Annotated in this window: 13 protein-coding genes; 8 read left to right on the forward strand and 5 right to left on the reverse strand. The window is 64.8% G+C overall.

The annotated features are described in order from the left end of the window. Positions 1 to 4: 4 nt before the first annotated feature. On the reverse strand, positions 5 to 1333 hold the full coding sequence (locus VN634_05020; GenBank protein ID HXC50225.1) for a patatin-like phospholipase family protein: 1329 nt from the start codon (positions 1331 to 1333) through the stop codon (positions 5 to 7). A gap of 207 nt (positions 1334 to 1540) precedes the next feature. On the opposite strand from VN634_05020, the gene VN634_05025 reads away from it, so the two are divergent. The 4 genes from VN634_05025 to VN634_05040 all read left to right on the forward strand — a co-directional run bounded on the left by VN634_05025 (position 1541) and on the right by VN634_05040 (position 5262). Next, positions 1541 to 3574 carry an ABC-F family ATP-binding cassette domain-containing protein gene (locus VN634_05025; protein HXC50226.1) on the forward strand — a complete coding sequence of 678 codons (2034 nt, stop codon included), beginning with the start codon at positions 1541 to 1543 and terminating at the stop codon, positions 3572 to 3574. 129 nt (positions 3575 to 3703) lie between these two features. Then, on the forward strand, positions 3704 to 4414 hold the full coding sequence (locus VN634_05030; protein HXC50227.1) for a hypothetical protein: 711 nt from the start codon (positions 3704 to 3706) through the stop codon (positions 4412 to 4414). 48 nt (positions 4415 to 4462) lie between these two features. After that, the gene (locus tag VN634_05035) at positions 4463 to 4738 is read left to right on the forward strand and encodes a type II toxin-antitoxin system VapB family antitoxin (protein HXC50228.1); all 276 of its coding nucleotides are present in this window, start codon (positions 4463 to 4465) and stop codon (positions 4736 to 4738) included. Continuing rightward, a complete protein-coding gene (locus VN634_05040; GenBank protein HXC50229.1) occupies positions 4735 to 5262 on the forward strand; it encodes a TA system VapC family ribonuclease toxin in 528 nt (175 codons plus the stop codon). The genes VN634_05035 and VN634_05040 overlap by 4 nt, the downstream gene beginning before the upstream one ends. Before the next feature lie 100 nt (positions 5263 to 5362). Here the strand turns inward: VN634_05040 and VN634_05045 are convergent, their stop codons facing one another. Next, a complete protein-coding gene (locus VN634_05045) occupies positions 5363 to 6844 on the reverse strand; it encodes a flavin monoamine oxidase family protein (GenBank protein HXC50230.1) in 1482 nt (493 codons plus the stop codon). A gap of 240 nt (positions 6845 to 7084) precedes the next feature. On the opposite strand from VN634_05045, the gene VN634_05050 reads away from it, so the two are divergent. Then, positions 7085 to 7996: a class I SAM-dependent methyltransferase gene (locus VN634_05050; protein HXC50231.1), complete on the forward strand. Its 912-nt coding sequence runs from the start codon at positions 7085 to 7087 to the stop codon at positions 7994 to 7996. 33 nt (positions 7997 to 8029) lie between these two features. Here VN634_05050 and VN634_05055 read toward each other — a convergent pair whose 3' ends face one another. Both VN634_05055 and fabR read right to left on the reverse strand, forming a co-directional pair. Further along, a complete protein-coding gene (locus tag VN634_05055; protein HXC50232.1) occupies positions 8030 to 8719 on the reverse strand; it encodes a hypothetical protein in 690 nt (229 codons plus the stop codon). Beyond that, complete coding sequence (gene fabR / locus VN634_05060) at positions 8701 to 9366, reverse strand: HTH-type transcriptional repressor FabR (GenBank protein ID HXC50233.1); 666 nt, start codon at positions 9364 to 9366, stop codon at positions 8701 to 8703. The genes VN634_05055 and fabR overlap by 19 nt, the downstream gene beginning before the upstream one ends. A 233-nt stretch (positions 9367 to 9599) precedes the next feature. Here fabR and VN634_05065 point away from each other — a divergent pair, with 233 nt between their 5' ends. Genes VN634_05065 through VN634_05075 form a run of 3 tightly spaced genes read left to right on the forward strand, consistent with a single transcriptional unit; the run spans position 9600 to position 12518 of the window. Next, positions 9600 to 10826 (forward strand): FAD-binding oxidoreductase, encoded by a 1227-nt coding sequence (locus VN634_05065; GenBank protein ID HXC50234.1) that lies wholly within the window; start codon positions 9600 to 9602, stop codon positions 10824 to 10826. 26 nt (positions 10827 to 10852) lie between these two features. Then, entirely contained in the window at positions 10853 to 11956 is a 1104-nt protein-coding gene (locus tag VN634_05070) for an acyl-CoA desaturase (GenBank protein HXC50235.1), read from the forward strand. Between the two features lie 13 nt (positions 11957 to 11969). Next, on the forward strand, positions 11970 to 12518 hold the full coding sequence (locus VN634_05075) for an O-acetyl-ADP-ribose deacetylase (GenBank protein ID HXC50236.1): 549 nt from the start codon (positions 11970 to 11972) through the stop codon (positions 12516 to 12518). Here VN634_05075 and VN634_05080 read toward each other — a convergent pair whose 3' ends face one another. Beyond that, the gene (locus VN634_05080; protein HXC50237.1) at positions 12519 to 13079 is read right to left on the reverse strand and encodes a DUF2889 domain-containing protein; all 561 of its coding nucleotides are present in this window, start codon (positions 13077 to 13079) and stop codon (positions 12519 to 12521) included. Positions 13080 to 13102: the final 23 nt, after the last annotated feature.

A 13102-nucleotide genomic window follows, 5' to 3' on the forward strand; every position in this document is an offset into this window, starting at 1 on the left:
CGGTTCATGGCTCGGCGAGCAGCGTGAGGATCCGGTCCGAGGATGCCCTTGCATCCTCGCGCCCGAGCTCGACGAGGCGGTCGGTGTAGACGCGATCGAAGTAGATGTACGACAGGAAATCGGCTTCGTTTCGCGGCACGCCCATCGTTGCGGTTCTCTTGATCAGCTCCGAGACCAGGCTCCGTGCGCCGTCACTGGCATCGCGGCGGTGATAGCACTCCGCCGCAATCCGTCCGATGTCGTCCGACGGGCGCTGCATGAAGAAGTCGATCGGGTGATATCCCACTCCGCGCACGGCGCGAAGCGTCGGCTCGATGCGCTCGACGAAATCCTTGCCGAACGTGGCCTTGCCGCCGGCCAGCAGCGAGTTGATGATCTCGAGCTGGCGCAGCTCGTTCTCGATCGGATCGAGCAGCATCACGTCGAGGAGCTTGCCGAGCAGGAATGCAGGCTGCGTCAGCGCATCGGCCTTGAAGTACTCGACGTGGTCGTCCTTGGTGCGGGCTTTCTTCAGCCCGATCACGAGCACCTTGTCGGCCTGCAGCCGCACGGCCGGCGACAGCGGCGTGTTCAGGCGAAGCCCGCCGTCGACGTAGTAACGGCGGTCGATCAGCACGGCGGGAAACAGGAACGGAATCGCGGCCGATGCGCGCACGTGCAGGTCGGTGATCGAGACGCATACCGCATCGACGTGCGGATCGTACAGCCAAGCCGTGGTGTCGGCGCCGGGTCCGTCGAGGAACACCCGGACCAGTCCGGTGTTGACCTCGGTCACGGCGCAGCAAAGCACCGATGGGCGTCCCTGCTTGAGGTTCTCGCGCAGCCGCTGCCACGGAATCCGCGTGCGGACCAGGTCTTCGAGCGGCGCGATATCGACGAGACCGCCGCGCGACTCGTCGCCGCTCGCACCGCCGTGCGACTTCGGCCGTCCGAAACCCAGTCCGCGCAGCGGAATGCCGACCATGTCGCGCCACGAAAGCCGCATCACGTTGTCGAAACGCATGTTCTTCCACGTCTCGACGAGGTTCTTCGATCGGTCGGCCGGGTCGACGCCGGAAGATGCTGCGACATACGCAGCATGGATCGCACCCACCGACGTGCCGCTTACGATGTCGAACTCGAACTGGTCGCCGAGCTTCGGGTAGACGTGCTCGAACAGCCACGACAGTACGCCGGCTTCGTACGCTCCGCGCGAGCCGCCGCCCGACAGCACGAGCGCGACGCGCTGCTTCCTGCGCGGATCCTTCGCAGCGCCGACGAATCGATTGCTCTCCGGCAGGTTCGTGGCCGCGTCCTTGCGGGAAAGCAGACTGCTGAAACGGAAATCGGCCACGCCGGCGGCAGCGTAGCATGCCGGTCGCGATCGTGCGCGCGGGGTCGTCTCCTGTGATCCGCGAGATGGGGCGGAGAGTCCGCGCGACACGCCGACGGGATCCGCGCGATGCGCTGGCGGGATCCGCGCGATGCGCTGGCGGGATCCGCGCGACGCGCTGGGCGCGACTTGCCCGCGGACCTTCGTCTCCATAGAAAGTCCGGTTCCATGTCGCTCGTCGTCATCGAAAACAGTGAGCTCGCCTTCGGTGGCCGCACGATCTTCACCGATCTGAATCTCCGCATCGGCGAGGAAGACCGTATCGGTCTCGTCGGTCGCAACGGCTCCGGCAAATCGTCGCTGCTGCGCGTGCTCGTCGGCCAGCAGGAGCCCGATCGCGGCTCGATCCGCCGCGCCGGCACGATCCGCATCGGGTACCTGCCGCAGGAGCTCGACGTCGAGGGCGGAAAAACGCTGATCGACAGCGTGCTGTCGAGTGTGCCGGGCCGCGCGCGACTCGAGCAGACGCTCGAGGTCGTCGAGCACGAGCTCGCCGAAGCCACGACCGAATCCGAGCAGATGGAGCTTTCCGAGAAACTCGCGACGCTGCACGACGACCTGTCGCACTTCGACACCAACTACTCGCCGCACGAAGCCTACAGCATCCTCGACGGGCTCGGATTCCGCACGGGCGACGCGACCCGCGACCTGTCCGAGTTCAGCGGCGGATGGAAGATGCGCGGGGTCATGGCCTCCCTGCTGTTCCAGAAGCCGGACCTGCTCTTGATGGACGAGCCCACCAACCACCTCGACGTCGTGACCGTCGGCTGGCTTGCGGACTTCCTCAAGCGCTACCGCAACGCGATGATCCTGATCTGCCACGACCGCGATTTCCTGAACGAGCAGGTCTCGCGGATCGTCTCGTACGAAGTCGAAGGCGTGCGGCAGTACAACGGCAACTACGAGGATTACCGGCGCCAGCGCGCCGAGGAAGCCGAGATCCTCGAACGTCGCGCCGTCAACCAGCAGAGGATCCGCGAGCAGACCGAGAAGTTCATCACGCGCTTCCGCGCGCAGGCGAACAAGGCTGCGGCGGTGCAGAGCCGCGTCAAGAAGCTCGAGAAGCTCGAGGACGTCACGCTGCTCGGCACCGAACGGACGCTGCGCTTTCGGTTTCCGCCGTGCGAGCGCGCCGGGACCGACACGGTGATCCTCAACGATCTCGGACACCGCTACGGCGACGTCCAGGTGTTCGAGCATGCCGAAGGTGTGGTGCGCCGCGGCGACAAGGTCGCGATCATCGGCCCGAACGGCGCCGGCAAGACGACGCTGCTTCGCATCCTGGCCGGCGAGATCGCGCCTGCAAAAGGCGACTTCCGGCTCGGGCACAACGTCAAGGTCGGCTACTACGCGCAGCACGTCACCGAGAAGCTCGATCTGCGGAGTTCGATCTTCGACGAAGTCTGGCAGAACAGCGCGTACGACGACCTGACCCAGGTCCGCAAAGTCCTCGGCACGTTCCTGTTCTCGGACGACGACGTCGACAAGAAGATCGCGGTGCTGTCCGGAGGCGAGAAAGCACGCGTTGCGCTCGCGCGCCTGATGGTCGACCCCGGCAACCTCCTGCTGATGGACGAGCCGACCAACCATCTCGACCTCGAGTCGTCCGAAGCGCTCGCCGATGCGCTCGGTACGTACGACGGCACACTCATCTTCGTCAGCCACAACCGCAGCTTCGTGCGCCATCTCGCGACGCGAATCTGGTACGTGCACGACAACTGCGTCGAGGAATTCCCCGGCACGATGGACGAGTTCATGTACCATCTGGCCGCGCAGCGCGCGGGTGCCGAGGCGGCCGCCAAAGCAGAGAAGCGCCAGGCGAAATTGAAAGAACCGGAGATGCCGGTTGCCGCGCCGTCGCAGGCGGGCGCTGGTGTAGCGGCGCCGGCCGACCGCGCGGTCCGGCAACCGCCTGCTGCTCGGTCAAAAGAAGAAAAGGCGCGCGACCGCGCGACCGATCGCGAATCGCAGAAGAAACGGCGCGACCTCGAGAAACGCATCCAGGAATACGAAAAGCGCATCTCCGAGCTCGAAACGCTGCAGGGCGGCCGCAGCACCGAGCTTTCCCAGCCCGACGTCTATGCAGACAAGAACCGTTACGGCACGCTTCTGTCGTCGTACACCGAGGATCAGAAGAAGCTCGAAGAGCTGATGCTGCGCTGGGAACAGGCGCAGGCCGACCTGGCTTCGCTGGCGGGCTGAACAAATCCGCGCGATGCGATTTTTACTCTGGCATTGACTCCGGCGCGGCCGCTATGTTCCGGCCTGTCGCAAACGGTGTCGGGACCGTACGCGTCATTCCGCAAAAGCCGATCGACAGATGGAGGGGAAATGAGACTGCGATCACTCGCCGGTATTTCGATTGCGTCGCTCGCTTTATCGGCGGGATCCGCGCACTCGCAATGCGCGTTCGACACCGGGCCGGCGAGGGGCTTTCGCACGTCGATGGTGCGGGCCTACCTTCCGTGCCCAGCCACCTTCCGCGATTCGCCGTTTGCCAATAACCAGACCGTGTCCGGCGTGGATGCATGCTCGCCGGTGATACCGTACGTGGAACACTCTGCTGGGACCCCGTACTCGTTTTCCGCCAAGGGCGGATGTTCGGTCCAGACCAAGGTCAAGGTCGTCTCCGATTGCTCGCAGCTCAATAGCTCGGAGGGGCCCTCGCTCAATCTGCCGGCGGGCGCGTGTCACGTGACGTCGGTCCGGAGCTCGTGCAAGGGGATCATGAAAGCTTCCGGCAATACTCCGATCGATTCGACGGATGCCGGCTGGACGCTCGCCGTGCTCAGTCGCGCGTCGATCGACGATCCCGTAGGCGGCGACATGACGTTGATCGACGTGCCGATGACGTTCGAATTCTCGACGCCGGATGACGGGAAGATCTCGCTCGACAGCACAAGCGCGGAAGCTCTCGCGGACATCCTCGGGACCGGAGACGCGGCGTTGCCGCCGTGCACGTCGATGGAGATTCTCGACATCGTCATCAAGGATCCCACCGGCCTGCGCTTTGCGGCACCGGGTACGGCGACCGCGCAGTAGGCGAGTTCCCGCTTTTTCTCCGCTGTTTGTCTTGATATGGGTTCCCATATGAAGACGACCATCGAGATCTCCGAGCCATTGCTGGCGAAAGCCAAGGCGCTGGCTGCACGCGAGAAGACCACCTTGCGGGCGCTGATCGAGGAAGGCCTGCGGGAAATCCTGCTCCGCAAGGGCCGTCCGAAGCCGTTCAAGCTCAAGGACGCGAGCTTCAAGGGCGGCGGCGGTCTTACGCCGGAGATGGAGGCGAAAGGCGGCTGGGCGAAGCTGCACGAAGCAGCCTATCCCGGATTCTTCGACGATGAAGTCGACGAGGGGCAGTCGTGATCGCGGTCGATACGAACGTCCTCGTTCATGCGCATCGCGGAGAATCCAGACACTACCGGGCCGCGTACTCCTGTCTTGCGAACCTTTGCGAGAACACTGAAGCCTGGGCGATTCCCTGGCCGTGCATTCACGAGTTTCTTTCCATCGCTACCAACACATGGGCGTTCGCGCGGGCGAGCTCCCCTGCAGAAGCGCTTCGGCAGGTTGATGTCTGGCTCGAATCGCCTGGTCTCGTGCTGCTTGAAGAGACCGTGCGACACTGGTCGATTCTTTTGAATCTGGTTCGCAGCTCCCGAGCGACTGGCGGGCGCATTCATGACGCACGAATCGCAGCAATCTGCCTCGAGCATGGTGTGCGGGAGCTCTGGACGGCAGACCGTGACTTCGCGCGCTTTCCCGAGCTCGCGACGTTCAATCCTCTTACCGACGATCAGGTGCATGAGACACCGGCGGGATACGCAGCGGTGCTGCGCGCACGCACCGCCGGGCGCCGCCGCGCGCTGACCGGAATCTCCGCCCGCTGAAAAATCGGGGACAGACACTGATTAGCGGAAATCGGTATCTGTCCCGGATTAGCGGAAATCAGTGTCTGTTCCGGATTAATGTTTCCGACTAAGTTACGCGTCAGTCGAGCCCTGCGAGCACTTCTTCGGCTGCGCGCTCGCCCGAGCGGACGGCACCGTCCATGTATCCGTTCCAGTACGTCGACGTTTCCGTTCCGGCCCAGTGAATGCGGTCCACCGGTTGGCGCAGGGCTTCACCGAAATCGACGAGCGTGCCTGGGCCGAGGACGGCCACCGGACATCCGCGATTCCAGGTCTCCTCCGCCCATGCGAACGTGATGGTTTCGATCGGCGATGACGCTGCACTGCCGAAGAAGATCGCGAGCTGGGCGAGGCATGCAGCTTTGAGATCCTCCGCAGGCTGTCGCTCCCAGTAGCGCGCTTCGCTGCCGCCGATGAAGCCCATCAGGATTCCGCGGCTGCCGTCCTGCGGCGAGGTATCGAACGTGACCTTGATCGGCCCGTTCTCGCTGACGACCTGACCGGTCAGGCCGGCCGTGCGCCAGAACGGTGTCGGGTAGACGGCCTCGAACTTCATCAACGAGCCTTGCGGCATCCGCTGCGTGAGCTGGTCGCGAAGCGCCGGCAGCGGCGGATCGTACTCGATGCGCCCCGCGAGCGTCGGCGGGATCGCGACGATCACGCGCTTCGCGCGAACGCGGCGCCGATCCGACCAGACCGTCACGTAGTCTTCGCCCTGGACGATCTTCGTGACCGGTTTCCCGAGCTGGATGCTGTCACCGAGATCGTCGGCGACGTTCAGCGCAATGCGCTGCGCGCCGCCGACGAAACGGCTTTCCTGCGCGCCGCCGGCGGTATTGAAGTTGCGCTCGAAGGTGCCGGCGTTCTGCTCGTTGCCCGATGCCGCGAGGTAGAACAGCGTGTAGAGCAGCGAGAGCTCGCCGGGCTCGCAGCCGAAGATCGCTTCGGTCGCTGCCGAAACCACCGCCATGTACTCGCTGCTTCCGCTCGTATGCGCACGCAGCCACGAGTCGAGGGTCTGGCGGTCGTACTCGAGCGCATTGGTCGCGGTCCACGGACTGTCCACCGGAATTTCGGTGGACAGCTGGTCGAGCAGCGCAACCGACGCGACGATGTCGGGCGCGACAACGGGGTCGGCCGGCGCGGTGCCTAGCGGCGTGTTGCTCGGGAACTCTTCGCGACGTCCGTTCGCATAAAACACGTTGTTGCCGGTGTTGTAGGTCGGATACGTACCGACGCCGACTTCTGCAGCGAGAGCCTGGATGCGGTCCTGCGTGGGACCGGTGAACATTCCGCCGAGCTCGCTGTAGCCGCCGCTTGCGAGATCGTGGTTGAGGACGCGGCCGCCGACGCGATCGCGCGCTTCCAGCACGATCACCGAGCGACCGGCTTCGCTGATGCGGCGCGCTGCCGTAAGCCCGGCGAGACCGGCGCCGACGACGACCACATCAGCGACGTGGCGGCTGGCTGCCGCCTCGGCGTTTTTCGGAAGACGCAGCGCTGCGAGCGCAGCCGTTGCCGCGGTCGCTTCGAGGAACTGCCGACGAGTTAACTTCGCCACGAGGAAAGCTCTCCTTTCCCCCTGACCAGGCGACATGCGCCCGATTGCCCCGGGCGAATATCGCCCGCCTGACGACAGCCAACAATACGAAAACGGGACCAGGTACATTTAAAAAACTGTCGTGATTTCAACAGCCGCGTTTTTTCACGCGAAAATTAAATGTACCTGTCCCCATTTATTATTTGCTTCGATTGCGTGCCGTCTTCATGAGAAGGCCGCTCCCTGGCTCGTGAGCGGACCATGACGACTGCATCTACCGCCTCATCAGGGTCCGCCGGAGCCTCGCCGATCTGCAATCTGTGCGGCTCGGCCGACATCGCGACCTATCACGACCAGGGCTGGCGCCGCGTGGTCGAGTGCCGCCGCTGCGGTCTCGTGTTCGTCGATCCGATGCCGACGTTCGAGCAGAAGGCCGAAATCGAGCGGCTCGCGTACGAGGGCGAACTTCTGCCGGAAGTCTCCGACTTCTTCCGCAACTGCCACCGCGACTTCCAGGACGATCCCGTCATCGAGTCGTTCCGCACCGGGCTGCGGTCGATCGGCTCGATCCGCACGCCCGGCCGCCTGCTCGACGTCGGCCCTGGCACCGGCATCTTCCTTTATCTGGCGAGCAAGGAATTCGGCTGGCAGCCGAGCGGCGTCGACATCTGCAACGAGAGCGCGGTCAAGGCGAAAGAAGAGTTCGACATCGACCTCGAGGTCGGCGACTTCAACACGTATCCGTGGCCGGCGGCGAGCTTCGATGCGATCACGATGCTCGACGTGCTCGAGCACACGACCGATCCACTCGGCTCGCTTCGCCGCGCGTACGAGTTGCTCGAGCCCGGCGGCGCGCTTTACGTCGTCGTGCCGAACCAGCACTGCCTGCTGACGGTGATCCTCGATCGCTGGATCCAGATGGGCGGCCCGATGCACACCTACTTCCTCGAGCGGCTCTACGTGTCGCCGCACGAATACTACTTCTTCCCGCGAACGCTGCGCGCGTTCCTCGAAAAAGCCGGCTTCGAAGTAACCGACATGCGAACCGGCAACGTCTATCTCGGCCGCTACCGCCTGCCGCTGTGGATGCGCATCCCGATGGAGATCGTGCTGCAGACCGGAAACCTCTTCGGCATGGGCGCCAAAATCATGGCACTGGCCCGCAAGCCGTAAAAAGGGGACAGGTACATTTAAAATTCCGCTGCATTATCGCAGGTCGGTGATCTCGCTGCGGGCCTGCTCGAGCGCGCGCGCGAACGCTTCGCGGTCGAGCCCGCCGATTGCTGCGAGAAACTCTCGATGCGGCCGCCCGCGCCGCCAGTCGGGCTCGCGAACGGGATGTCGCAGCACGGCCGAGATCATCTCGAGGTCGGGCTCGACCAGCAGCGTTCCGTGCAGCAGCGTCGCATCGCGATGACGGCGCAGCGCGAGCCCGCCGACCTTGCGATCGGCGATGCGCAGATCGCCCGATGCATCGCTGTCGACCGCTTCGCGCACTCCCGCCTCGCCGAGCGCGCGCACGACGGCCGCGTTGCACGTGCTCCGCACGCTGCCGAGCGACGGCGGCTCTTTTCCAGCGTCGTGCGCGACGACGAACGCGTACTGCACCGTGCCCGGCCCGATCACCACCGTTCCGCCACCGCTCGCACGCCGCACGATCGCGACGCTGCGCCGCGCGCACTCCTGCTCCTCGACCTCGATCGAAACGATGCGGCTGACCCCGAGCACGACCGCGCTCTGGTTGCAGGTCCACACCCGCACACCTGGTCGCGCGCGTTCGAGCATCGCGAAATCGCCTTCGATCCCGTGCACGACTCCGGAAGCCGCACCGAAGAGAACTTCGACCGGCGTGCGGCGCGGGATTCTCGCCGCCGTGCTCAGACCTTGTCCTTCCACTGCGTCGCCCCGAGGAAGATCACGCGCAGCTGCAGCACGAAGTTCTGCGTCAGCTCTTCCTCGACCTGCGGCTGGTCGGGAGGAAGATCGATGAAATCGCTCGCGGCGTTGAGCATCGTGTTGACGACGAGGCCGCAGACCATCTGCAGCGTTCGCATCGAAAGGCTGGGAAGAAGGCTGAGCTCGCGGAGATCCTGCGCCATTTCGGTGGCGAAGTGCTGCGTCTCGTAGCGGATCGAACGCCGGATCAGCGGCGAGCCGCCCCAGCGCTCGCTCGCCATGAACAGGATGTGCAGCCGGTGCTCGCGCACGAACTGCCGGTAGATGCGCACCGAATGATCGATGATGCGGATCGGCGGCACGCCGGCGCGCCGCGCATCGCGAAGAAGCCGTCGCAGCGTCAGGCCGGTTTCCTCGACGAGTGCGAGGCCGAGCTCGTCGAGATCGGCGAAGTGGCGGTAGAACGACGTCGGCACCACGCCGGCCTCGCGCGTGATCTCACGAAGCCCGAGGCTGGTGTAGCTGCGGCCGCTGCTCATCAGCCGAAGCGCGGCGTCCATGAGCATGCCGCGTGTGCGCTGCTTCTGTGCGGCGCGCGAGCCGGTTCCGTCGGGTGCGCGGCCCGGCACGGCGTCGCGGACGGGCACGTGTGCGCGCGCTTCTCCCTTCCGGCTCTTCGCGTCTTCCCGGCCGATTCCGGTCGTGTCGGCGAGCGCGGAACGGTCCGGAGAGTGCCGGGACCTTCGTTTTCGATGTACGAGTGTAGTCACGTCAGTGGGGCGAAAAGAGCAGCATTTCCGAGCCATAGCCAACCGTGTCTGTGCTTTTCAGTGTACAGGTGTTGACAGAAACCATCGGTTCGGTACACAAGTGTTCACCCATGACGACTTCAGCGAATCCCGAACCGCCGCGGACCGACGGCCAGCCTCCAAGGCCGAGCGCAAGCCCGACCGGTCCCTCCGCAAGCCCGACCGGCCGCTCCGCAAGCTCGACCGGCCGCTCCGCAAGCCTGACCCGTCGTTCCGCAAGCCCGAACGGCCGTTCCAGCTGGACCCGCATTCTGTCCAGCCCGTGGCTGAGCCCGCTCAACGATACGGCCGCCATCGACGACCTGCTCGGGCTCGTCGATCCGACCTGGTCGGTCGCCGCCGTACGCGCGCGCGTCGTTTCGGTGAATCGCGAGACCGACGATGCATCAACGCTCGTGCTGCGGCCGAACCGGCTGTGGCTTGGCCATGTGGCCGGACAGCACGTGCAGCTCACGGTCGAGACCGGAGGGCGGCGTCACGTGCGCACGTTCAGCATCTCGTCGCCGCCGCGTGCCGACGGCCTCGTCCACGTGACCGTCAAGCGCCGCGCCGGCGGCAAGGTTTCCAGCTGGCTCGCTGACAGCGCCGCGGCCGGTGACGTCGTCACGCTCAGCAACCCCGCCGGCGACTTCGTGCTGCCGCCGGTGTTGCCGCCGCGCATCGTCCTCGTCTCGGCCGGTAGCGGCATCACGCCGGTGATGGCGCTGCTGCGAACCATCGTCGAGGCCGGGGGACCGACGGATGTCCTGTTCGTGCACACGTCGCGCTCGCGCCGCGACGTCATTTTCGCGCACGAGCTCGAGACGATCGCGCGAACGCATCCCCGCATCGAGATCCGCCTGCACCTGACCGAAGAGAGCGGCCGTCTCGACGCCGCGCAGATCTCAAGCATTGCCGCCGAAGCCGCCGGCGCGCCGGCGTTCGTCTGCGGCCCGGAATCCTTCATGACGAGCGTGCGCTCGGCGTGGGGCAGCGCCGGCAACGCGGAGCATCTGCGCTTCGAATGGTTCGGTGCGCCCGCGCGCGAGAACATCGGAGGCGAAGCGCAGAGCATCAGCGCCGAACATTCCGGCACGCGCTTTACCGCGCTCGCCGGCCAGTCACTTCTCGTTGCAGCAGAAAACGCGGGTCTGCGGCCGCTTTATGGATGCCGCATCGGTGTCTGCCACACGTGCAAGTGCCACAAAATCTCCGGCGTCACCGAAGACCTTCGCGACGGGCGAATTTCCGATGAGCCGGGCGAGATGATCCAGCTCTGCATCTCGACCGCACGCTCCGACGTCTCGATCGAAATCTGAAACCCAGCGGACCTCGAGGAATCACGATGAAATCTCCTGCCAGCAATCTTACCCGCGAACAGATCGACGCGATCGCCATCGAGCTCGACGGCATCCGCGACGAAATCCTCGGCGACCTCGGCGAGCGCGACGCCGCGCACATCCGCCGGGTCGTGCGCCTTGCGCGTGCCAGCTCGATTGCCGGCCGCTCGATGCTCGCGTTCGGTTTCACTCCGGTAAGCTTCGGTGCAGGCGTTGCGCTGCTGTCGCTCGGCAAGATCCTCGAGAACATGGAGATCGGCCACAACGTCATGCACGGTCAGTACGACTGGATGAACGATCCGTCTCTCGATTCGAAAACCTACGAGTGGGACAACGTCTGCGATTCGTCGCAGTGGCGCCACTACCACAACTATGAGCACCACACGTTTACGAACGTGCTCGGAAAGGATCGCGACGTCGGCTACGGGATCATCCGCGTCAGTGAGGATCAGTACTGGCACCCGAAGCACCTCATGCAGCCGGTCAGCAACGTGCTGCTGTCGCTGCTGTTCCAGTGGGGCGTCGGAATCCACGACATGGATCCGATGCGCGTGATGCTCGGTTCGAAAGACGACGAGGAATCGAGGGCCGCGCGCGCCGAGTTTCCGGCCAAATGGCGGCAGTTCCTGCGCAAGGCCGGACGTCAGCTTTTCAAGGACTACGTGCTGTTTCCGCTGCTGACGCCGTGGAACGCGCCGCGCGTGCTGCTCGGCAACCTTTCCGCCAACGTCATCCGCAACGTCTGGACCAACGTGATCATCTTCTGCGGGCATTTCCCCGAAGGCACGCGCGTCTACACGCAGGAAGAGACGGCGACCGAGTCGCGCGGCGACTGGTACGTTCGCCAGATGCAGGGCTCGGCCAACATCGAAGGCAGCTCGTGGTTCCATGTGATGACCGGCCACCTGTCGCACCAGATCGAGCACCATCTTTTTCCGGACCTCCCTGCGCATCGGTACCCGGAAATTGCCGGACGCGTGCGCGACCTTTGCGAGCGAAACGGGCTTCCGTACAACACCGGGAGCTTCGCCGAACAGTACGGAAGCGTGCTTTCACGGATCTTCCGGTTCGCGTTGCCGACGCGTGCCACGCAGGCGCAGACGGCGTAAGATCGGGGCCGCCATGCCGGTACTCTCGCTCGTCGTCGGCGACATCACGAAGCAGAAGGTCGACGCGATCGTCAACGCCGCCAACACGCGCCTGGTCGGCGGCGGCGGCGTGGATGGAGCGATCCATCGCGCGGGCGGCCCCGCGATCATGCTCGAATGCAACCGGATCCGGGCCGAGAAGGGCGGTTGCCCGACCGGCAGCGCCGTTGCGACGACCGCCGGAAACCTTGCCGCAAAGAAAGTGATTCACACCGTCGGTCCGGTATGGAGCGGCGGGCGCCGCGGTGAGGCGGATCTGCTTGCGAGTGCGTATCGATCGAGCCTCGAGTTGGCGGCGTCGCTCGGACTTCGCACCGTCGCATTTCCGTCGATCAGCACGGGTGTCTACGCCTATCCGCTGAAGGAAGCCGCCAGCATCGCGCTTTCCTCGATTCAGCGCGTGCTCGACGAGCGGCCTCAGGATTTCGACGAAGTCGCGATGGTCCTGTTTTCCGACCGCGACTTCCGGATCTATGAGAGCGTTCGAATCGAGCTCGAAGACCGACGCACGCAGCGCGCGTAATCAGTCGGCGAAACTGCGGACCGGCATCTGCTGCTCGAGCAGCCGCAGCGGCGAAGCCTTCTCCTCGATCAGCTGCTCGTGCTCATCGTTGTAGCTGAAGCACGTATTGCGCATTCCCGGTATCGCCGCATTGACCGCGCGCCAGCGCTCGATCGGCACGTCCGCGCGCTCGCGAATCTCCTTCGGCACCGACTGAAAGAACTGCACGAAGTGAAGCTGGTACGCCGCCTGCGCAATCTCGACCACGAGCTCGGATATGCGATGACAGCCCCCGGTCCCGCCAACCGCCGCGCGCGCCGCCAGCGTGAACCCGCGCCCCACTTTCATCCCGACCAGAGCATTCATGTTCACATGCGTCAGGTTGCAGACGTTCGTAAACGGCCCATTGCGAATCTCACTGCGCGCCGCCGCAATCTCGAGCGAAGGATGCAGAATCTCCACTTCGACGACGACATCATGAACTTCGTCTCGAAGCAGCGCCTCGATAAGAAAGCGGTCTTCTGCGAGCGGATAAATATTGGTTTGCTTCGTACGGTGATAGATCGCGCGAATGTCAGGCATGCCCGCTGTTTAGCGTGCGGCCG

The sequence above is a fragment of the Candidatus Limnocylindrales bacterium genome (assembly GCA_035571835.1).
In the GTDB taxonomy this organism is placed as follows: domain Bacteria; phylum Desulfobacterota; class Binatia; order UBA1149; family CAITLU01; genus DATNBU01.